We start from the raw sequence: 21,810 nt of genomic DNA on the forward strand, positions 1-21,810 counted from the left end.
AAAGCTTACTCGTACAACTCTACCCGCAAGTCGTCCACGAAAATATCGTGTGCCTGAGGGTTCCACACATACACTTTCAGTAGCGCGTCTTCTCGGATATTTTTGGGCACTGGCATGAAATAGCTCACCTGCCCCCACATATTCGACCTGCCGGTCCACAAAGTGCCTTCTCGATTGCCCGGCTTGTTTTCAAGCCGCACGGCGCAATAATCGAGCATTTCACCGCCCTGACCGATATAAGTCACCAATTGGCTCATTTTGTAGAGGTCGAGAAAAATATCGGGTCGCATGCACCATACACTCACCTTGAGCCATCGGCCTGGCTTGAGCTCTGCCCCGACGGGTTCGACCACAAGCCCCGGACTGAACTGCTGCGATTGATTGAAACGATAGCCAAACTGCCCAGCATATCGGTATTCGCGGGTGAAGTGGGTGGAAGCGGAGTCTTCAAAATCGTTGAAGTACAACGTTTTCACCAGACGAAGACGGCTGGGGTCGGCGGGTTGAGCGGGAGCGCCATCGAAGTAGAGCAGGTCGTTTGCGCTTAGACGGGTTTTCCACATGGAGGAAAAGAAAAAGCGTCGGTTGCTCAGTTCTGTCCATTGCATTCCCCTGTCGTACTGCCAAGTTTGAAACACGTTGAGCGCAGTGCACAGCAGGATGAACCCCGGTGTCAACCACCGAAGCCATAGTTTTTTGAAGGCAAAAACAAGAAAGTATCCCATCGGGATGGCCAGCAGCGCGTAGAACTGTATCATGGGTCGAGCGCCGAAGCCGTTGGTCCATTGCCAACACCAATAGCTGTAAATGAGGTAAAGTTGAGCGGGCAGGATGAGTAGGACGGGTAGCAGATAATTGTTGCGGCTTTTCCACAGCCACCAGATGCCAAAGATGGCGAGATACATCACGGGGGTGTAGGCAAGCCAGCCGTTTTGGTACCCGAATATACCTTCCAGCAAATGTGGATTGGAAAAGTCAAAACCCTCGTCGCCGTAGCTGTAATAGAAAAATGTGCCAGCGTGTTTTTTCCAGAACAACAATTGTGGCAGGCCCACCAATACCGCGCAGCCAACCAATGCCGCGCAATGCAGCCATTTTTCCCGCAACAATGCAAGACGCCCGCGCAAAGCCTGCCACGACGAAATGCCCCAAAGGAGCGGCGCCAAGGCCATCATCGCATCGGAAGGGCGAATCAGCGCAATCAGACCAAAAGCAAGCCCCACCCCCACCGCATAGGCGATGCGCTGTGTCTCGTACCACCGCTCGGTGAACAAGAGCAGCAGTGCAAACAGCAAGAACGACCCCGCATGGCTCATGCCGGTATTCCAGACCGAAAAAAAGTATAAATTCGTCGCCAAGCCAATCGCTCCCAGCACCCACGCCGCGATGCGGTCGGGGAAATATCGGAGCAGTACCTTCCGCAGCACCAGCAAGCCAAGAAAACCATACACGCAGGCATTCAAAAACACCAAGTAGCGATAAATCATCGAATACCCGTCAGGCTCATAGCCCAGCAAAGGCGCGAGCCAATGCGCGGCGGCGAAAAATGGCGCATATAGCACTGCCATCCCCATCGTGTACTTGTTCAAATAAACCGCTTCGCTCGCCCCCGCGGGGCGGCTGAATCCCTCATCCTCCATGGGGCGGTCGGGCTGCCCAAACACTTTGCGACGCACTTGTAGCGTCGTCTGCGGATTCTCCACATCCCGGTACAACAACGACGAGGTCAGCCAAATGTAATACCCATTCGGGTCGCCTCCCGAAAAGCCATTTTGCCAGTTTTTGAAATAGTGAAACGAGGCCACATAACACAATCCGATGAAGAAACAGGTGTAGAGGGAGTAGCGCATGGGCGATTTGCGATTTACGATTTGCGATTTACGATTTACGATTTGAGATTTATGCGAATCAAGGGTTAGAAAATTGACTTCGTTTTAAGCGACTTACGTTTACGAAACTTTTGAAAGTTTCGTAAACGTGGGTGCTTAAAAATATGACTTTCAACACTTTGGATTTTCCAATTCTTGATTCGCATGATTTACGATTTGTGTGTGCCTGAGATAGGTTGTCCGTCAACCTATTTCAGGCATACACAACTGGCTTGTTTGGGAGAGGGAGCCGCGTTATAGCCCCATTTCGAGCAGCACCCGGTAATCGTCCCACGGCGCGTCGTCCGTTTTCATTTCCAACAGTTCAAAAAGTTGCCCCTCGTAGATGGCTTCCAGTTCTTGCGCCGTGCGGGCAGTGCGGAGTTCCAGCGTGCCAAGTTGCAATTGTTCCATGCGCCATGCGAAAGTTTTTTCCATTTTTTGAAAAATGGCTTCGCAAGCTGCCGCGTGGTCCTCGTTGCCGTTTCCGGCGACAATAGCTTCTTTGAAGGCCATTGTGTTGCGGGCTATCATTTTCCCCTCCTCCAAAATGAAATAAGCCGTGTGGGGCCATTGCCCGGCGGGAGGCAAAAGGTGAGCGTAAAGGACAAGTTGCAAATCTTCGCCATTTTTTATCAGTTCCCTTCGCCGCCGGGCCCCGCTCCATTTCAGGTCAACGATGGCCAGTTCGTCCGCACGTTGAAGCACCAAATCGGCCTTGCCGCGCACGGGCATTTTTCCAAAAAAGCCTTCCAAGTCAAGTTCGGTATGCGCCACGCTCCAGCCATTGCTTCGAAGCAGCGACACGAGGCTCCAAGCGGCGTTTTTCACTCGATTCAAAAAGGCATTGCGCTCTGGTTCGCGGCCATAAAGCAAGAGCGTCGCTCCTTCGCGGGGCAACAAGGTCTCGGCTTCCGCGTCCACCCATTCCTGCACGGCGCGTCGGTCGAGTGCCGTGATGTCGTCCTTCAATAATTTTTCAAAAAAACGGTGAGCCAGGCTGCCGAGCAAGGTGGTGTCGCCCGTCACACTGAGCAGGCTCGAAGGGAAAAGCCGCATTTTTTGCCTGAAAAACCAGCGGTGTGGGTAGTAAAAAAGGCTCTCCAAGTTGGTCGGTGTCTCATACTCGCTTTCCGGCAGCAAATCGGGGCGCTCGATGCGCAATTGGGGATGCGCCCGACCAGCAGGGCGAACAGCCAACAAAGACCGTTCGGGCATTTGCCATAGTTGGCTCAGGCGATTTCTGTCGGTTTCGTCGTCGAGGCGAAAAGTGAACGCTTGTCGATGCGGGAAAGTCGCCTCTATGTCACCCAGCAGCAGGTTCGGCACGGCCTCCGCGCCATCAGCCTGTTGTGGCACCACAAGGATGAGCCTTTGAGCCGTTTGCAACACTGGACGCATCTGTCGCAGGAGGTTCAGTTGGCTTTCCCGCCGCGGTGTGCCAAGGAGCCACCCTTGCTGCTCGCAGAAGTTTCGTTCTTCCGATTGCCATTTGTCGGGGGTAGGGGTTGTGTTCTCGTACAGGCAATTCCACCAAACGAGGGTGTCCACGGGTGTCGCCAAAGCGCCGGGGCTATGCACGAACTCGAATCGCCCCAACTCTGCGGGCGCAAACTGCACGGGCGATGGCTCGTAGATGGTGCGGACGATGCGCTCCAGTTCGAGAAAAGTGATGCGTTGCTCGGGCAGGGTTTCGAGCAAGTCGCGGATGCGTCGGGCTTGCTCGGCCAACACGAGCAGGGAAGTGTTGGTGCTGCCCGTTTCATCAAAATAATCAAGCGCCCACTCGTGCAAATAGTTGTAAATCACAATCGCCTCGCGTTTGGGGGCCGTGCCGTTGGCTGAATAACGACGACGACCAAACCAAAACTCATATTGCTCCCGCACCCTATCAGGCACCTCTGCTTGCTCCAAATAGCCATACACCGCCGCAAACCAAGTGTCGCTCATCATTCCCGGCTTTTCAGCCAACACACGCGCTATCTCCAATGCTAACCCCCCATCGAGGGGCTTCACGGGCAGGGTGGCGAATTCCATGATTTTGAACACGTCCACTGGTTCCCACAGAAAAGCGGGAGCCAGTTTGAGCACTTGCAATGAGGGGCGAGCTAAGGAAGCCGACAGAATCCCCATTGCCGGAAAACCTTCGAGCACCAGCGCCCGCTCCAGCAATAAGTTCATCTCGGGCACAAGGAAGACTGGGCAAAATGCGGGGTTGTGTTTGGCGATTTGCGCCAAAGCAACCGCAGCGTCGCTATCGCGGCGAGCGCGAAGAATGAGGATGCTGGAAGCCTCAGCCTCCGCGGGCGGCACCGGTTCCTCGCCGCTCATTTTTCGCTGCAAGTGCCCTAGATTCGTCTTGGCATCTGCCGCACAAATGGCATGGGTCGTCTCTATTTCGATTTTGTGCGAACGAAGGATTTGCAACAACCATTGAATATGTGGTGCTTGCAGGTGCTCCGGTTCGTGAAGCCAGATTTTTGACAACGGGACTGGCCGTTTTTTTAAAGTTCGCAACACTTGCACAAAGCGGTCGGCGAAACCAAAGGCTCGCACATCTGCCTCGGGGGCAGACAATTTTTCTTGAAATAATGCCTCGACCGCGCCAAGTGTGGCCAATCGAGGGGGCAGCCCATCAAGAGATGCCAAAAGGGAAAACCTCCCGTTGCTGGCCAGCAACAATTCGTCGCGCCAAGCCAGCAAGGTGGCAGCCGTGGCAAAGCGGTCGGCGGCGAAGGATTTTTCGTAGAATGGATGTCGGTTGGCGGGCGAGTCCTGCTCGAGCGCGATGAGGTGCTGCCCCAAAGCCTGTCGGTATAATTCGATGCGGAGGTAGTCGGTGTTTTCGGGATAACCACACAAACCAAGTTGATTTTCAAGCCAATGCAACAGTTTTTGCGGGCCAGCGTAAAACGCGCCCACCCTCGTCGGGCTGGGAGGGGCATAGACCGGGCCATCGAAATCAATACCGAAATGACAAGTAAACATGGCGAACAAAAGTAGGCGCTCCCGCCTTTTTCACTTAGCTTTGCCCCGCTTTTTTGAAACAATTTTTTTGATAAACATGGAATCCAACGAAATAGTCAAAACGAGTGACATCACGCTACGAGTAGGGCTGAACGCCGAACAAGTGCCAGTCAAAATAGAATGGGCAGCAAGCGACCGAAACAACGGCCAAATGGAAGAATGCAAGGCAATGGCCGTTGCACTGTTCGACAAAGAGCACCGCGACACCCTGCGCATTGACTTATGGACGAATGAGATGCAGGTCATCGAGATGGACCGATTTGTCTATCAGATACTTCGTTCCTTGGGCCAGACCTACCTAAAGGCTACGCAAAACAAGGACTTGGCAGAGGACTTGGCCAAATTTGCGCACTATTTCGGCGAGCAAACCGAGATTATTCCCAAACAGTCTTGATATACTTCGCGTCGCCAAGCTTTGGGCATGGCTAAAAGCGCAATCTGCTCAAAATCATAGACATCAATCATGGTGAACTGACAAATCCTAGTGAATCAAGGTATAAAGTAAAAACTTAGGAGGAAGGTGGAAGGCCGATTTCATCTTCATTTATACTGCATGCAATCCAAAAGCAAGTCTCACAGCCCTCGATCTTCTACCTAACTTTTTACTTGCATTTACTCAAAAAAAGAACAACGGCGTGACAACCCAAGCAGCGCATAGATGAAAAAATAATCCCTAAGCCTTACGCTAAGGCCTCCACCGCAACAAGTCTTTCATGGGGCGTGACGCTGCCCGTGAGCGGCATCCACAAAAACGTGGAAGAGGAGAGGTGATTTTTTCATGCCATCTCAAACTGCAAACGGGCCAGACTCGAATATGCCCCATTCTCTTTCGCCGACAATTCCTCGTGCGTGCCCTGCTCCACGATGCGGCCGTTTTCCAACACATAGATGCAGTCCACGTCCCGAATCGTCGCCAGCCGATGCGCGATGATGATGCTCGTGCGGCCTTCCATCAGGTTGTTCAAAGCCTCCTGAACCACTTTTTCAGATTCGGCATCGAGTGAGGAAGTCGCCTCGTCGAGCAAGAGAATGCTCGGATTTCTCAAAATGGCACGCGCGATGGCGATGCGCTGGCGCTGGCCGCCGGAGAGCTTGATGCCGCGCTCGCCAACCACAGTGTCCAACTTGTCAGGGAACTTCGAGATGAAATCCCAAGCATTGGCTTGGCGAGCGGCGGCGATGATTTCCGCTTCCGTCGCGTCGGGCTTTCCATAGAGTATGTTTTCCCGAATAGTGCCGCCAAAGAGGATGACCTCTTGTGGCACGATGGCAAAATTGGAGCGATACGATTCGAGGTCGTAGTCGTAAATGCGTCTGCCATCCACAAAAAGTTCGCCTGAAGCCGGAAAATGAAATTGCAGCAGCAGCTGCATGATGGTGGATTTGCCCGCGCCGCTCTGACCCACAATGGCGACTTTTTGCCCTGCGGGAATTTCCAGACTCACCCCTTTTAGCACCTCCACATCCGCACGGGTCGGATAGGAAAAATGCACCTCTTCAAAAGAGACGTGGCCGCGAAGGCGACCAGCGTGGAGGTTGCCCCGCGGGCGGTCTTCCACTTCCGTCGGCGATTTCAGGATTTCCCGGACGCGCTCCGTAGCGCCTACTGCCCCCACAAGCTCCGTGTAAAAATTGCCCAAGCTGGCGATGCTGCCCCCGATGATGGCCGTGTAAGTCACGAATGCAATCAAGTCGCCTGCCGTGATTTGCCCCGTCTGCACCATGTGCATCCCATAGCCGATGACGAAAAAAAGTGCTCCGAACAACATGGTGATGATGAAGACGGCGAACACGGCCCGGCCTTTGGCATAGCGCATGGACACACCCACCACCGATGAGTTGGAGCGCGTGTAACGCTGGCTTTCAAACAGCTCGTTTGTGAACGCCTTCACCGCATGGATGCTCTGCAAGGTCTCGTCGAGGATAGTGTTGGTCTCGGCCAGTTTGTTCTGGCGCTCTTTGGAGAGCTTGCGCACCCACCGCCCAAAGAACATGGCTCCTATCACGATGACCGGAAAAGTGCCGAGCATGACCAATGCTAATTGGTGCGACATCCACCACAACACCGCTATGCCGCCGACCAGAATGATGATTTGGCGCAAAAATTCGGCAAGGATAAAATAGAAAGTGTTGTAGAGTTTTTCCACGTCGTTGGTGAGGCGGCTCACCAACTCGCCGACGCGGCTTTTTTCAAAAAAAACAATGGGCAGGGAAATAAGCCGCCTGTAGAGCGCCACGCGAATGTCGGCAGTGCCTTTTTCGCTGACTTGGGCAAACATCATGACGCGCAAATAGGACACGATGCCTTGAAAAACAAGGATGCCCACCAGCCACAGGCCAATGGTCGGCAAATCAAGGTCGGTAGTGACTTTGCCCTGCGCCACATCCAGCATTTGGCCGATGACTTTTGGAAACACCAGAAAGACCGAGCTGCCGAGAAACAGCAAAAATAGCCCGAAAACAAATTGCCATTTGTAGGGGCGGATGTACTCAAAAATCTTGAGCGCCTCGCGCAGGCTCTCACGGGTAAGTTTGGGGCGGGTGGGTTCGTTCTTCTCCATTGCGACGCAAAATTCGGGAGGGAAACTGAAAATCGAGGGAAAAGTTCGGGAGGTGTTCTTCGCCCCCCCCTCTCTCTTACCGCACCAACTTTTCCAATTTTTTCAAATAAGGCAAAAAATGCACTTCCACCGCATGGCGCGGGCTTTTGAAAAACGCTCGCTCGGTGGCTTGCCGCTCTTCCTCTGCCATCTGCTGCCAGTGGGCAGGGAGCGCCCATTGGCCTTTCAGCAGACGGGCCACCAAGCGGGCTTGCGCTTCCGAAAGCGGCCAAATACTACCCTGCGGCTGCACCAGTCCTATGAAAAACAGCGACTTGTGTGCCGGGTGAAAAACGCGGAGATAGAGCGGCACGCTCAGCGCATTTTCCCAATCAATAAAGTCTTTGCCGAAAAATGGAAGACTCATCAGGTACCCTGTGGCAGCGATGATGACATCATATTCGGAGGAGGTGCCATCGGTGAAGCGAACGGTGCGGCCTTCCACGCGCTCAATGCCGGGACGCGGATGCACCTTGCCATGACGGATTTTTTCGAGCATCTCAGAGTTGACGGTAGGGTGGGAGCGGGTGGGCGGAAAGTCGGGCTCGGGCAGGCCGTAGTACCGATAGCGACCCACTTGCACACGGACGCTTATTTTGTGCAGCGCATCCTGTACCGAACGCGGCAACCAAACCATTTTCGCGGCAAAAATATCGGTGGGTCTGCCGAGGAAAAATTTCGGGATAATGTATTGCGGGCTACGGACACTGATGTCAACGCGCTCGGCCACACGGCTGGTTTCCACGGCGCAGTCGCATCCCGAATTGCCAGCCCCTACCACGAGCACTCGCTTGCCCTCGAAACCTTGATTGTTTTTAAAACTATGTGAATGAAGGTATCGCCCTGTAAAGTCATCTTTCCATACGGGGTGGCGCGGTGCAGAGTGGTGGCCATTGGCCACGAGCAAATAATCAAACTCCTCAGCGGAGCCATCCGCAAGCGTGAGGCGCCAACGCTCCTGTTCGATTTTTTCAGCCTTGAGCACTTCCGTGTTGAATCGGACGTATTTTCTCAGGCCAAACTTGTCGGCGTATTGTTGGAAATAGGCCAATACCTGCCGATGACTGGGGTAGTCGGGGTACGCTGTGGGCATGGGGAAATCGCTGAAGCGCGAAAGCCACTTGCTGGAGATGATGTGCGTGGTTTCGCACACGCTGCTGTGGCTCTCGGAAGCCGTGAAAACCCAGTTGCCACCGATTTGAGCGTTCTTTTCGAAGCAAACCAAGTTGTCAAGGCCGTTCTCCGTAAGTACTTTGATGGCCGCCAGACCGGAGCAGCCTGCGCCGATGATGGCGATGCGGGGTGATTGGGTGTTTGAGTTGGTTGTGTGCACGGGTAGCGTTGGTGTGGTCAGGTTTTTTGCGGGGCATTCGTAACGCCAACTTTTGGTTGGTGGGACTCTCTGGCTCCCCCAACCGGAGGTGGGTGTTATTTGAGTGTTCTTTTTAGCCTTTCAAAATCTTCCTGCGTCGCGTAGCCGTGCGGAGTAAAGTTCTGGGCTGCTTCCTCCACGAGCGAACGAAACGTTTTTCCGTCGGCCGTTTTAAAATTCGGGTCGGCGCCATGCTCGATAAGGGTCGCGCAAATGCCCCAGCGCCCTAATTCAGCTGCTCGCCACAAAGGCGTGATGGGTCCTTGCTCATCGTCGTGCACAGCAGTTGCGTTCGGGTCGGCACCGAAATCGAGCAAAACCTTCACTGTTGCTTCCGGCTCGCCGTGCGCACCGACGGCTTCGAACAGGATATGCCTTTTGAAATAGCGATGTTGGGCGTTGGCATCGGCGCCATGTTCGAGCAAAAGCCGGAGCAGTTTGGCGTTCCCGACATCGGCGGCGGCAAAATGAATTGGCACTTCCGACCCGCGGTTCACGCTGTCAAGTTTTGCGCCTGCTTGGAAGAGCAACTTGAGGCATTTCATCCTTTCTTCGGGTTTGTAGCCAGAATGGCCGACTGCATTGATGGCGTAAGCGAGCAGTTCGCCGTCTTCGTTGAGGTTCGGCGGAGGCGTTTGCAGCAGCTCCCACACTTTTCCCGACTTGCCTTCATAGATAGCCCGCGCGATGCGGTCGCGTTCTTTGTCAGGGAAAATGGGCTTGGCCTCCTCGAGCATGTTGCTCACATTGCGTTTCATATTCCGCCACGAGGGGGCAACTTTTATGAAAAGAATGGGCAAAGCGACCAGCGCGAAGGCCGTGTATTTTGCCCAGTTGTAGGGTAATAAATTCAAACCAAGCAACACGAACAAAGCGATGATGGCGAGGTAATAAATCGCCTGCCCCATGCCCCTGCCTGCCGCGTCGCCGCCTTTGGCGGGCGAGAGCGTTTCGGCGATGACCAAAAATGCGAGAATGGCGATGACGAGCCAGTTGAGGACGGTAATGATTTTGATGATGTTCATGGTGCGATTAGTTGTACAGATACATGCTCCGATTCCTTTCCAATTCCCTGAAATACGGGTCTTTCAAATCTTTGTTGAAGTAAATCGCCTCGCCATCAATACGCCTGTATCAGCACCTCCGCCGGAATCTTCAACTCTTGATTCAGTTTCCGAATCATCTCCAAACTCAGTTTTCGCTCGCCCGAAAGAATCTCTGACTTGCGGCTGCGGCTGCCCAAGATTCGGGTCAGTTCGGACTCGGAAAGCGACATTTGTTCGAGTCGGAATTTGATAGCCTCGATGGGGTGCGGTTTCGGAACAGGATAGTGAACGTTTTCGTAGTCTTTCACCAACAGAGAGAGGATTTCTAATTCGTCGCCAAGCTCTGTGCCGGGTTCTATGTCAAGTTGCATCAGTTCGAAGATGCGCTCCAAAGCGGCCTCGTACTGGGCTTCATTTTTTATCGGTTTTAACATAACGGACAGTTTTTGCGTCAATTTGGTCGTATTCTTTGTGCGTCCCAAACCAGACGATGAAAACGATTTTAAATTTGAATTCAATGTCAACAATCAGTCGGTATTTGTTGCCGTGAATGTTGAAAATCACCCGTTTGCTACCAACTAACGAAGCGTTCCCAAACTGTTCTTTCAGGTTGTTCGGTGTTTCCCACATTGCTTCGGAAACTTCTTCGTGCCATGAAAGCAGGGCGCCCTCTGCTTCGGGGTGTTTTTCCCAATAATGTTTCAGCGTTTTGACGGCGATGACGCGCATAAGGACGTTGCAAAAATAAAAAACGTTCCCAAATCGGGAGCGATTTTTATTAGTTATGCGAATCAAGGGTTGGAAAACGACGCTCGTTGTAAGCGATTTACGTTTACCAAACTTTGGAAGTTTCGTAAACGTCGTTTCGGAAAAGGCTGGTTTTCAATATTTTTGACTTTTCAACCCTTGATTCGCATTAGTTGTACAGATACATACTCCGATTCCGCTCCAACTCCCTGAAATACGGGTCTTTCAAATCTTTGATGAAGTAAATCGCCTCGCCCGTGCTTTTCATTTCAGGGCCGAGGCGTTTGTCCACGCCGGGGAATCACACGGCGGGAATAGGTCGCTGCCGAATACTCCCGTCTTTGTCAACTACAGTATGCAACCCCTCAAATGCAAAATTCGAATCGGCGAGCAATTGCAGCAACATTTGTGCAGGTTCTTCAGGCAAATAATCTTTCATCCGAAAATAAATCACGCCTGCATTGGGGCGGTAGCCATATTTGAAAACCAGTTCACCGTAATCGCGGTCGTGCGTGAGAATTGTTCGACTCGTGGCGATGGCAATTTCCATGACCTCCCAATCTTTGATGGAAGGTGAATCTTCTCCAATGAAGGTCACATCCAGCCCGGCATCGCGCAAAACGCGCACTCCAAATGCCATGAAATTTTCGTTGGCTAAAAATTTCATTTACGCGGCTTCGGCAGTAGATGAAGGGAATTGCAAGTACAGCAAGCCGTCTTTCATGCACTCGTTGAGGAACATATAAACCGCTTGCAGGTCGGCGCGGGTGAGACGCGGCGCATTTTCCAGCAACATTTCTTCTGTCCAACCGCTGGCGAGGCGTTCGAGCAAAAACTCGACGGATAGCCGGGTGCCTTTGATAACGGGTTTGCCGAGCAAAATTTCAGGGTCGGAAACGATATGGTCACGCCAGTTCATAATCTTAATTTTTTTTTTACAAAAGTACAACTTTTCGTAACGTCAACTTTCAGTTGGCGACCATCGCGGCTCGCCAACCAGAAGGTTGGCGTTACTTAGTTGTACAAATACATACTCCGATTCCTTTCCAACTCCCTGAAATACGGGTCTTTCAAATCTTTGATGAAGTAAATCGCCTCGCCCGTGCTTTTCATTTCGGGGCCAAGGCGTTTGTCCACGCCGGGGAATTTCTCAAAACTGAATACCGGGATTTTGATGGCGTAACCATCGAGTTTTTGCGTGATGTCGAAGTCCTTGAGTTTGTGCGTGCCGAGCATCACTTTCGTGGCGATATTCAGGTACGGAACCCCGTAGGCTTTGGCGATGAACGGCGTGGTGCGCGAGGCGCGCGGGTTGGCCTCGATGACGTACACCTCGTCGTTTTTGATGGCGAACTGTATGTTTATCAAGCCTTTAATGTTTAGGGCGCGGGCGATTTTTTCCGCGTACTCGACCATTTGCTCGATGACGATGGGGCCGAGCGAATACTGCGGCAACACCGCCGACGAGTCGCCCGAATGAATGCCCGCCGGCTCGATGTGTTCCATAATGCCCATGACGTGCATCTCGTCGCCGTCGAAAATCGCGTCAATTTCGGCCTCTTTCGCACGTTCGAGGAATTGGTCAATCAGCACCCGGTTGTCGGGCAGGTGTTTGAAAATGGTGAGCACCTGGCGCTCCAACTCGTTGTCGTTGATGACGATTTTCATGCGTTGACCACCCAAAACGTAGGACGGGCGCACCAAAAGCGGGTAGGGGATTTTCTTCGCAATTTCCAGCGCCTCATCCACATCGCGGGCAGCACCGTACTTGGGGTAGGGGATGTCGAGTTCTTTTAAAAGATCTGAAAAACGCCCCCGGTCTTCGGCGATGTCCATGTCGTTGTAACTCGTGCCGATGATATTCCAGCCTTTTTTGTGGAGGTCTTCGGCGAGTTTGAGCGCCGTTTGGCCGCCGAGCTGCACGATGACACCTTCGGGTTTTTCGTGTTCCAAAATTTCTTCCAAATGCTCCCAGTATACTGGCTCGAAGTAGAGTTTGTCGGCCATGTCAAAATCCGTCGAGACGGTTTCGGGGTTGCAATTGACCATAATCGCCTCGTAGCCAACCTCTTTTGCCGCCAGCAAACCGTGTACACAACAGTAGTCGAACTCGATGCCTTGCCCGATACGGTTGGGGCCGGAGCCAAGCACGACGATTTTTTTGCGGGTGGTGACGATGCTTTCGTTCTTTGGTTTTGTCAACGTCGGGAGGGTTTCCAACGTCGGAAGGGTTTCAAACCCTTCCGACGTTTCCGTTTCCGATGCTCCATTTTCAAAAGTCGAATAAAAATAGTTGGTCTTCGACTCGAATTCGGCGGCGCAGGTGTCCACCATTTTATAGACGCGCCGGATGCCGCGCTGTTTGCGCTCTTGGGTCACGAATTTTTCGTCCACGCGCAGGAGCCACGCGATTTGAGCGTCGGAATAGCCGTTCTTTTTTAGTTCGATGAAAAAATCGGTCGGGATGTCTTCCGGTACATTGTATCGCTGAAGGCGCTCTTCCATTTTCACCAAATCTTTGATTTGGCCGATGAACCAAGGGTCAATGTTGGTGAATTTCTGGACGGTTTTGGACGGGATGCCGAGCCGCAGCGCATCTTTCACGCGGTAAATGCGGTCGTCGCTCACCTTTTCCAACCGCTCCATGATGTCGTCGGTTTTGAGCCATTCCTTCTTGTCGGCGCCGAGACCGGTGCGGTTGTTTTCCTGACTCTGACAGGCTTTTTGAAGGGCTTCGTTGAAGGTTCTGCCAATCGCCATCACTTCGCCGACGGATTTCATTTGCAAACCCAGACGGTAGTCGGCGTTGGGGAATTTTTCAAAATTCCAGCGCGGCATTTTGACAATCACATAGTCCAACGTTGGCTCGAAATAGGCCGAAGTGGTTTTGGTGATTTGGTTTTTCAACTCGTCGAGCGTGTAGCCGATGGCGAGTTTGGCCGCGATTTTTGCAATCGGATAGCCGGTAGCCTTGCTTGCCAATGCGGAGGAGCGCGATACGCGGGGGTTGACTTCGACGGCAATCAATTCTTCGGTCTCAGGGTTTTGGGCGAACTGTACGTTGCAGCCGCCGGCGAAGTTGCCGAGTGCACGCATGATTTTGATGGCCTGATTGCGCATATCCTGATAGGCCGTGTCGCTCAAAGTCATGGCCGGGGCGACGGTGATGCTGTCGCCTGTGTGGACGCCCATCGGGTCGAGATTTTCGACGGTGCAGATGATGACGACATTGTCGTTTTGGTCGCGCAGGAGTTCGAGTTCAAATTCCTTCCAGCCGAGCACGGCTTTTTCCACCAACACCTCGTGGGTCGGCGAGGCGTTGAGACCGCGTTTGAGGGCTTCGTCGAAGTCTTCTTCGCGCATCACGAAGCCGCCGCCTGTGCCGCCGAGCGTGTAGGAGGGGCGGATAACCAACGGAAAACCAATCTTTTGTCCCGCTTCTTTGCCTTCCAAATAAGAGTTGGCGATGTAAGAAGGCGCGACGGAAAGACCCAAGTTCACTACGAGTTTTTTAAACTCTTCGCGGTTCTCGGTCGTCTCGATGGCTTTGGTGTCCACGCCAATCATGCGCACGCCGTATTTTTCCCAGATGCCGAGTTTTTCGCACTCAATGGCGAGGTTGAGGGCGGTTTGGCCGCCCATGGTGGGCAACACTGCGTCAATGTTTGGCAATTCGAGGCTTTCTTGGTGCTCTTGCAAAATCGCCTCGATGCTCTCCGGCGTGAGGGGGCGCAGATAGACATAGTCCGCCGTCACCGGGTCGGTCATGATGGTGGCCGGGTTGGAGTTGATGAGGGCGACTTTGATGCCTTCTTCGCGCAAGGAGCGACTGGCTTGCGAGCCGGAATAGTCGAATTCGCAGGCTTGGCCGATGATGATGGGGCCGGAGCCGATGATGAGGATGGATTGGATGGAGGTATCTCGCATTGATTCGATTAAGTCGATTAGTTCGATTGATTCGATTGGCTCGATTGATTTGATTTGGGAGGTTTGGGCTTGGTCTTTTTTATACTTCGCGTCGTTAGGTTTTGGGCATGGCTGCAATCGCAATCTGCTAAAAATCAAGAATATCAATCATGTTCATCTAACAAATCCTAGCGAATCAAGGTATAAGTTTTTTCTGGCTGTTCCGATGGACGATACGATGATTGAAATCAGTTCATCGGCTTCTTTGTAAAGAGGGACTATCGCAGGTCGTAATTCAGCGTCAAGAGCGACTGTGAATTCAAGCCAAAACATCGTTTCATCTAATTCTTCCTCTACAATTTTGAGTTTATTGATAAAATCTTTCCCCGATTTGCGGCGACACGCGGCCCTGTAATTTGCTGCCGCTGAAGGGGCTGACCGCACCATCTGATTGCGAACGTCTTTAAACTCAGGCGTACTTGGAAGGGCTCGTGTAAAGCGAACGACTTCAACCGCCCAGTCTTTGAATCACTTTTTTAGTTCTTCCTATGTCATTTGATTGGTTCGATTGATTCGATTGGTCCCATTGATTCGATTAGTCCGATTTTGACCAATCAAATCAATCGAGGCAATCGAAAAATCGAATCAATTAAAAAAATGCCGGAAACCGGGCGAAAACCCGATTTCCGGCATGGCCGAAGTGAAAAGCGAAGGGTGTCGTTTTTTCATTTCGAGGGGCGAAGGTAGGAAAAGGAGACAAAACAACGACAGACTTTTAAAAAGTTGTTCGAACCTTTCGTCGTCGTCACCTTAAAATTCTACGATGATGCCGATACTTGGCAGCAAAGAGCCTTCTGTGTTTTCAAGCAGCAGAGGCACGGCGTTGCTGCCATCGGTCCGCAGGGGTTGACCGTCGGTGGTGACGAATGCTTTGCCATCGGAAGTCCGTTGGAAGGTGTAGTTGGGTGGGGCGGGGTTCACGGTGTTAAGCAGGTTTTGGACATCAATGAATACATTGAGCGTAGTGCGCTGGAAATTCCATTTTTTATCCAAACGGAGGTCTAATTGACTAAAATTGCCGAGACGCAGGGTGTTGAGTCGGCTGTTGTCGAGCACACCGGTTCCAATCGTTGCGTAATTGAGGCGGCTGGCTTCCAAATCGAGGGGCGTGTAAGGTACGCCACCTTGTAGGCGGTATTTGATGCCCAGTTCCCAGTTCCGTTTGAATTTGTAACCAGCGAGCAGAGAGAGCAAATGGCGATTATCCCAGGCCGAAGCGGTCAATTCGCCGTCTGCGTTGCTGAATTTTGACCAAAAAAGCGTGTACGAGCCGGTAAAGTAAAGGTTGTTGTTCAGTTTTTGCTGCGCAAACAATTCCAGACCGTAAGCCTCGCCTGTGCCGGTAGCCAACACGCGCTCGTTGCCGAGAATACCGAACCCGCCGCCGCGGTTGGCAAGCGAAATGCCGTCGAACGCGCTGATGGGGTAGTCTTCGTATTTTTTGTAAAAACCTTCGAGTGTGAAACGCAACACGCGGGTCGGCACAAACTCGAGTCCCGCCACATAATGGTCGCTGCGCAAATAGGGTTGGTCTTTGTTGACCAAACTGCCCGATTCGTCGCGGTAGCCCAGCACGGTGTAAAGCGGGGTTTTGAAGTAGCGGCCTACCGAGGCGTTCGCTTTCCATTTGGGAGCCAGCGCATAACTCAAACTAAGGCGAGGGCTGAAGGTGTTGAGCACGTTTTCCCCATCGTCCGTGAACGTGTTGCCATCCACCCGGACACCTGCCGATACGCCAAGCCGTTCGTTGAAAAAAGTGCGGTTGACCTGACCAAATCCGCCGAATTTGAAAAAATCAATCGCCGTGTTGAAACGCTGCTCCACCGCAGGTTGAACGACGACTCCCGCTGAATCGAGCACTTCCGCCCGCAGCCGGGTGTAGGAATTGTTGTTGTATTTGACGTATTGAGCCATGATGCCCGCGCTGAATTTCCACGCACCCGAATAGCGGTTGATGTCGAACCGAAGTTTGTTTTCGATTTCCTGACTTTGTATGCCGAGAATGCGTTTCGACTCGTCCGACTGCTTGCCGTCCGTGTTGTCGGCGAACTGGTCGAGCTGGTTGTCGAGCATATTGCGGCTAAGCGTCAGGTTCCAAAATCCGTTGCTAATGAGGCGTTTGAGTGTAAAGCCCTGTGTGTAGTTCCACTGGTTGATGCCTGGCGTTGCGCTTAAAATGTACAGATTTTCGGGAGTCGCGTCTTTGGGCGCTTCAAAGAAAAAATCGTCAATCGCGCCCACGCCGAGCGCGGTGAGCGTCGTTTTCGAGTTGATTTTATGCGTGATTTTGTATTGAAAATCCCAATAATCCGGTCGAATGGGCAAGCCCAGTGCCTCGAACAAAAGTTGGAGATAAGAACGCCGGGCTGAAGCCAAAAAAGTTGTTTTGCCGTTCTTTTTGCCCAGTGGTCCTTCGGCAGTAAGAGCGGTTTCGGAGGCGCTCACCCGAACGTTTCCCTGTATTCTCTCCGGGTTGCCGTCGCGTTGGCGGAATTGCAGCACCGATGAGAGCGTGTTGTCATAACGGGCATTGAATGCACTGCTCGATAAGGTAGCGTCTTCGATAAAAGACACGTTGAGCATACCCACTGGCCCACCTGCCGCGCCCTGCGTGGAAAAGTGATTGATGACCGGGATTTCCACGCCGTCGAGGTAAAACACGTTTTCGCTCGGCCCGCCACCTCTGATAATCAAGTCGTTGCGAAAGCCGCCGCCTGTACCGGCCACGCCACCCACGCCCGGCAAAGCCTGCACCACCCGGCTAATATCGAAGTTGCCGCCTGGGTTGCTTTTGATTTCCTCCACAGAAAGATTCTGGATAGAGAGCGGCGTTTCGACGGAAGCGATGCGCACCGAACGGTTCTCGGCCACCACTACTTCGCCGAGCGATTTGGCATTGGGTTCTAGTTCGACATTGAGTTGGTTGACATTGCCAGTTGTGATGACGATGTTGAACTTTGTTTGGCTGGCATAGCCCAAATAAGAAATGGTAACGTTGTAAGTGCGCGGCGGGATACCCGCAATGCGGAAGTTGCCATCCACATCCGTCACTGCGCCCAGGTCGCTGTTGTCGAGTTTGACAGACGCGCCTATCAGCGCCTCTTGGGTGAGTTTGTCTTTCACGGAGCCGGCGAGCGAGCCGGTGTTCTGCGCGGCGACATTCCTGTAAACGAGGAAAAAAAGCAGAAAAAGAAGTAAGATTCGCATGAGTGTTTGAAAGATTTTTGTCTTGATTTTGAATACGCTTCGAGACATTCGCCCAACCTTGTCCGGCCATCCGGATTTGCGAACCTGGCTGCAAACAGTCTTGAAAGCAAGCCCTAAACAAACACTCGCCTACCGTGTTTAGTTTTTTATCAAACTTTTTTAAAAAAAATATTTTTAAATCATACTAAAATGCAGATTGCTTTTGTTCGGGAATTGCTTGATTTGATCGAGGCCTTCGAGCGGGAAGGCGGCGACACTAATCGGTTGGACAGGGAATCATTCGCCAGCTGGCTCATCACTTTTCGGCGCGGAAGTACGAGGAAGCAAAGCCGACAACCAGAGGCTGGCCCTCGACTCAATGGCCTGATAGCCATGTACTTGAATTTTATGGGACGCTACGCCCAGTTCTATGGCCGCCGGGTATTTCGGGATTCGGAAATTTATTCCGACGACGACTGGGGCATCCTCGTGTCGCTTTTCCCAGACTTGCAAATGAAAAAAACCGAAGTGTTGCGCGGCTGCATTATGGAAAAATCCTCCGGCAACGAAGTGCTCAAGCGCCTGCTGAAACAGGGGCTGATACAGGAAACACCGCACCCGGACGACGGGCGCTCCAAATTAGTCATGCTCACCGATGCGGGCAGGGCAGCCTTCATGTCTGTCCAAAATGGCATCGAGCGCCTTTCGGATGTAGTCGTTGCCGACCTGAATGAAGAGGAAAAAGCGACCTTACTGCATCTGCTGACCAAGCTTCACTTTTTTCACAAGCCGATTTTCGACGATGCTGACGAAGCGACATTGGGGGAGATGCTGGGGCAAACAATCCACAAAGATGGATTGGACGACGAAAGTGCAGAAAGGGCATAAAATTGAAAGATTTTTTGGGCAAAATGACAATTTGTAAAATAATTTGTTTTTACATTCGCCACATCTTTCACCTTATTTTCAAACAAAAATCAACTTGTTATGGAAAGAAAAACGAATTGGCTGGCAATCGTCACCTCCGCCGTCGCGGGCATGGTCATCGGCTTCCTTTGGTATGGCGCCTTGTTCAACAAACTTTGGATGGACGGCAACGGCTTTACGATGGAAGGCGAAAAAATGCTCAAAAACGGCATGGAAGTGCCCATGTCGTTCACGCCCATGATTGTCAACACGGTCGTCATGGCCGTTTATGCGCTCATCATGGATTGGCTGTTCAAAAAGATGAACGTCAGCACTTGGCAGACGGGCGCGACCATCGGTGCGGCGATTGGTCTGATTATGTTGCTTGGCGTAGTGGTCGGCAATATGTTCGCCATGAACCCCATGAGCCTGACGCTGGTGGACGGCTCTTATTCTTTCGTGTTGTTTACCGTCATCGGCGCGATTGTGGGTGGCTGGCGGAAGAAGTGACAATTTGCAAACACTTGACTCTGAATATACCGCGACCGCCTTGCCGAGAGAATCGGCGAGGCGGTTTTTTGCATCAATTGGGGACAATTTCTTGCCAAGAGAAAAGCAACAGAGGCGACACCCGCGACACCGCAATCGCCAGACTTGCCAAGAGGAGAAAAAGAAGACGGGTGCATTTCAGACAGGTTGGAGAAGGCGACTCGCGAAAAGGAATGCCTCAGTCCACCAGTTCCATCTCAATCTGGCGTCTCTGCAAATCCACCGATGCCACGCGAATCCGCACTCGGTCGCCCATTTTGAACTGGCGTTTGTAGCGGCGACCAACAGCGCGCAAGTTGCCTTCCTCCACCGTGAAGGTGTCGTCGAGGTATTTGAACTCGACCAAGCCCTCCGCCTTCGAGCCAGACAGTTCCACAAAGAAGCCTCGGTCAATCATGCCGCTGATGATGCCCTCAAATTCCTCCCCGATATGACGGCGAAGCAGTTCGGCCTGTTTGTATTTCACGCTTTCGCGTTCCGCGTCGGCGGCCTTTTTTTCTTGATTGCTGATGTGCTTGCATTGTTCCTCCAATTTGCTTTTGTCCACCCGGTAGGTCTTGCCATCCAAGTTTCTTTCCAGAATCCGGTGCGCCAACACATCGGAATAGCGGCGAATGGGCGAGGTGAAGTGGCTGTAATGCGAGAAACCAAGCCCGTAGTGCCCTATATTGTCGGTGCTATACACGGCTTTTGCCATCGTGCGGATGGCTAGCGGCTCCAGTAGTTTTAGGCGGTCGTCCTTGCGGGCAGCCTTCATCAGGCCGTTGAAGGCTTGGGCGATTTGTTTGGGCGTATCTACCTTCATGGAGTAGCCAAGTTCCTTTGCAAATCGCGCGAATTCGGCGATTTTTTCCATGTCCGGCAAATCGTGTACCCGATAGACAAATGGCACCTCTTGTTGCGCTTTGCCCTTGTTGTCAATGTAGAGGGCGACTTCTTTGTTGGCCAGCAACATAAAATCCTCTATCAGCAAGTGTGCGTCCTTGCGTTCTTTCACAAACGCTTCGATGGGCGAGCCATCCGCCGCAAGTCGAAAACGCACCTCTTCCGTCTCGAAGCCGATGGCGCCATTTTTCTCTCGCTCCTTCCGCATTTGCTTGGCGAGGCGGTCGAGGTGTTGCAATGCTTTTTGGAGTGCCGGATAGATTTTCAACTGGAGCAAGCCTTCTGTAGGCTTTCCTTCCAGCACTGTTTGGGCCTCTTCGTAACTGAAGCGATGCGCCGAGTGAATCACCGTTTTGCCAAACCACCGGGAGGTGATTTTGCCTTTGGAGTCAAAAACGAATACGGCTGAGAATGTCAGCCTGTCGGCGTGCGGCACGAGCGAGCAGAGATTGTTCGATAGTTTTTCCGGCAGCATGGGGCTGACACGGTCCACCAGATAGACGGAGGTGCTGCGTTTGAAGGCCTCCCTATCCAATTGCGAGTCGGGTTTCAGATAATGCGTCACATCGGCTATGTGTACGCCGATTTCCACCTTGCCATCCTCCAGCTCCTTGAAACTGAGCGCGTCGTCAAAATCCTTGGCATCCTCAGGGTCAATGGTGAAAGTCAGCACGTCGCGGAAGTCGCGCCGCCGCGCTATTTCCTGCGGCGAGATTTTTTCTGGTATCCGTTCGGCTTCCGCCTCGGCCTCTTCCGAGTGCGAGAGTTCAAAGCCTTGGTTGATGAGGATTTTTTTCATCTCGAAGTCGTTGCCACCGACTTCTCCCAGCGTCTGGGTGACTTTGCCAATCGGCACGCGGCCTTTGCCTTCCTGCCAGTCGGTGACGCGAACCACCACCTTGTCGCCGTCGCGGGCATCGCCGCAGGCTTCGAGCGGGACATATATGTCCACTGGCATATTGGGATTGTCGGGCAAAAACAGCGCGTATTTGCGGCTTTTACGCAAGGTGCCGATAAAAAACTCGTTGGCGCGTTTGAGCACGGCCACGATTTCGCCTTCTGGTTTTCTGATAGGCGCTCCGCCTTTTCTTCTTGGCGGTGCAGGGAAAAGCAGCACGCGCACGATGTCTCCATTGAGGGCGCCGTTGACGTGCTTGGGCGGCACATACACATCTGTTTCGCGCAATTCGCTCACGATGTAGGCAGCGCCCGTGCGCGTCATGTCCACACGGCCTTCTATGAATTTTCTCGACGAGGCGCGGCTGCCAGCTGCTGGCTCCCGGTTTTCGGCTTTTGTGTTTTTCTGTTTTTCCGCACGGGTATTTTTTTGCTTGCGCTCGCCGCCTGCCGTGTGCCGCGCATCGTCAACCGTCAACCGTTCGAGCGCGACACCGAATTTGCCTTCGGAGAACTCAGCGACCGAGCCTGCCTGCACCAGTTGGCGCAAAGCATATTCGGCAGAGTCCTTGTTATTTTCCACGCGAATTTGGTCGGTGATTTGGCGAGGCGAGAAACGTTTGTTGGGATGGGCAAGCAAGAACTTTAGGACTTCGATTTGCAGTTGCTGGGTGGTCAACTTTTTGCCGCCCTCGCTTTTTTTCTTTTTGGTCATGTTTGAAATAATGTAAAAATTGTGCGCAAAGCTGCGACAAAATGCG

15 protein-coding genes and 1 pseudogene are annotated in these 21,810 nt (G+C 52.5%); 3 read left to right on the forward strand and 13 right to left on the reverse strand.

Going from position 1 to position 21,810, the window contains the following annotated elements; translation table 11 throughout:
• Positions 1-5 precede the first annotated feature (5 nt).
• Both KIS77_02425 and KIS77_02430 read right to left on the reverse strand, forming a co-directional pair.
• The gene (locus KIS77_02425) at positions 6-1,850 is read right to left on the reverse strand and encodes a hypothetical protein (protein MCW5921171.1); all 1,845 of its coding nucleotides are present in this window, start codon (positions 1,848-1,850) and stop codon (positions 6-8) included.
• Positions 1,851-2,123: 273 nt separating this feature from the next.
• Positions 2,124-4,856: a PD-(D/E)XK nuclease family protein gene (locus KIS77_02430; protein ID MCW5921172.1), complete on the reverse strand. Its 2,733-nt coding sequence runs from the start codon at positions 4,854-4,856 to the stop codon at positions 2,124-2,126.
• Between the two features lie 70 nt (positions 4,857-4,926).
• Here KIS77_02430 and KIS77_02435 point away from each other — a divergent pair, with 70 nt between their 5' ends.
• Positions 4,927-5,289, forward strand: coding sequence for a gliding motility protein GldC (locus KIS77_02435; protein MCW5921173.1), 363 nt, complete (start codon positions 4,927-4,929; stop codon positions 5,287-5,289).
• A gap of 382 nt (positions 5,290-5,671) precedes the next feature.
• Here KIS77_02435 and KIS77_02440 read toward each other — a convergent pair whose 3' ends face one another.
• The 10 genes and pseudogenes from KIS77_02440 to KIS77_02485 all read right to left on the reverse strand — a co-directional run bounded on the left by KIS77_02440 (position 5,672) and on the right by KIS77_02485 (position 17,833).
• Complete coding sequence (locus KIS77_02440) at positions 5,672-7,456, reverse strand: ATP-binding cassette domain-containing protein (GenBank protein MCW5921174.1); 1,785 nt, start codon at positions 7,454-7,456, stop codon at positions 5,672-5,674.
• 76 nt (positions 7,457-7,532) lie between these two features.
• Positions 7,533-8,828, reverse strand: a complete 1,296-nt coding sequence (locus KIS77_02445) for an NAD(P)-binding domain-containing protein (protein ID MCW5921175.1) — start codon at positions 8,826-8,828, stop codon at positions 7,533-7,535.
• Positions 8,829-8,923: 95 nt separating this feature from the next.
• Entirely contained in the window at positions 8,924-9,892 is a 969-nt protein-coding gene (locus KIS77_02450) for an ankyrin repeat domain-containing protein (protein MCW5921176.1), read from the reverse strand.
• A gap of 95 nt (positions 9,893-9,987) precedes the next feature.
• A complete protein-coding gene (locus KIS77_02455) occupies positions 9,988-10,347 on the reverse strand; it encodes a hypothetical protein (GenBank protein ID MCW5921177.1) in 360 nt (119 codons plus the stop codon).
• Positions 10,325-10,642, reverse strand: coding sequence for a type II toxin-antitoxin system HigB family toxin (locus tag KIS77_02460; GenBank protein MCW5921178.1), 318 nt, complete (start codon positions 10,640-10,642; stop codon positions 10,325-10,327). Before KIS77_02460 ends, KIS77_02455 begins: the two co-directional genes overlap by 23 nt.
• Before the next feature lie 319 nt (positions 10,643-10,961).
• On the reverse strand, positions 10,962-11,327 hold the full coding sequence (locus tag KIS77_02465) for a DUF5615 family PIN-like protein (protein ID MCW5921179.1): 366 nt from the start codon (positions 11,325-11,327) through the stop codon (positions 10,962-10,964).
• The gene (locus KIS77_02470) at positions 11,328-11,579 is read right to left on the reverse strand and encodes a DUF433 domain-containing protein (GenBank protein MCW5921180.1); all 252 of its coding nucleotides are present in this window, start codon (positions 11,577-11,579) and stop codon (positions 11,328-11,330) included. It lies immediately after the preceding gene.
• A 95-nt stretch (positions 11,580-11,674) separates the two neighbouring features.
• Entirely contained in the window at positions 11,675-14,587 is a 2,913-nt protein-coding gene (gene carB / locus KIS77_02475; GenBank protein MCW5921181.1) for a carbamoyl-phosphate synthase large subunit, read from the reverse strand.
• Between the two features lie 153 nt (positions 14,588-14,740).
• Positions 14,741-15,016: pseudogene (locus KIS77_02480) on the reverse strand (four helix bundle protein).
• Between the two features lie 360 nt (positions 15,017-15,376).
• A complete protein-coding gene (locus KIS77_02485; GenBank protein ID MCW5921182.1) occupies positions 15,377-17,833 on the reverse strand; it encodes a TonB-dependent receptor in 2,457 nt (818 codons plus the stop codon).
• 189 nt (positions 17,834-18,022) lie between these two features.
• Here KIS77_02485 and KIS77_02490 point away from each other — a divergent pair, with 189 nt between their 5' ends.
• Positions 18,023-18,700, forward strand: a complete 678-nt coding sequence (locus KIS77_02490; GenBank protein ID MCW5921183.1) for a winged helix DNA-binding protein — start codon at positions 18,023-18,025, stop codon at positions 18,698-18,700.
• Between the two features lie 99 nt (positions 18,701-18,799).
• A complete protein-coding gene (locus KIS77_02495) occupies positions 18,800-19,228 on the forward strand; it encodes a DUF1761 domain-containing protein (protein ID MCW5921184.1) in 429 nt (142 codons plus the stop codon).
• 217 nt (positions 19,229-19,445) lie between these two features.
• On the opposite strand, the gene rnr is transcribed toward KIS77_02495, so the two are convergent.
• Positions 19,446-21,764 carry a ribonuclease R gene (gene rnr, locus KIS77_02500; GenBank protein MCW5921185.1) on the reverse strand — a complete coding sequence of 773 codons (2,319 nt, stop codon included), beginning with the start codon at positions 21,762-21,764 and terminating at the stop codon, positions 19,446-19,448.
• Positions 21,765-21,810: the final 46 nt, after the last annotated feature.

The organism is Saprospiraceae bacterium, assembly GCA_026129545.1.
Lineage (GTDB): Bacteria > Bacteroidota > Bacteroidia > Chitinophagales > Saprospiraceae > M3007.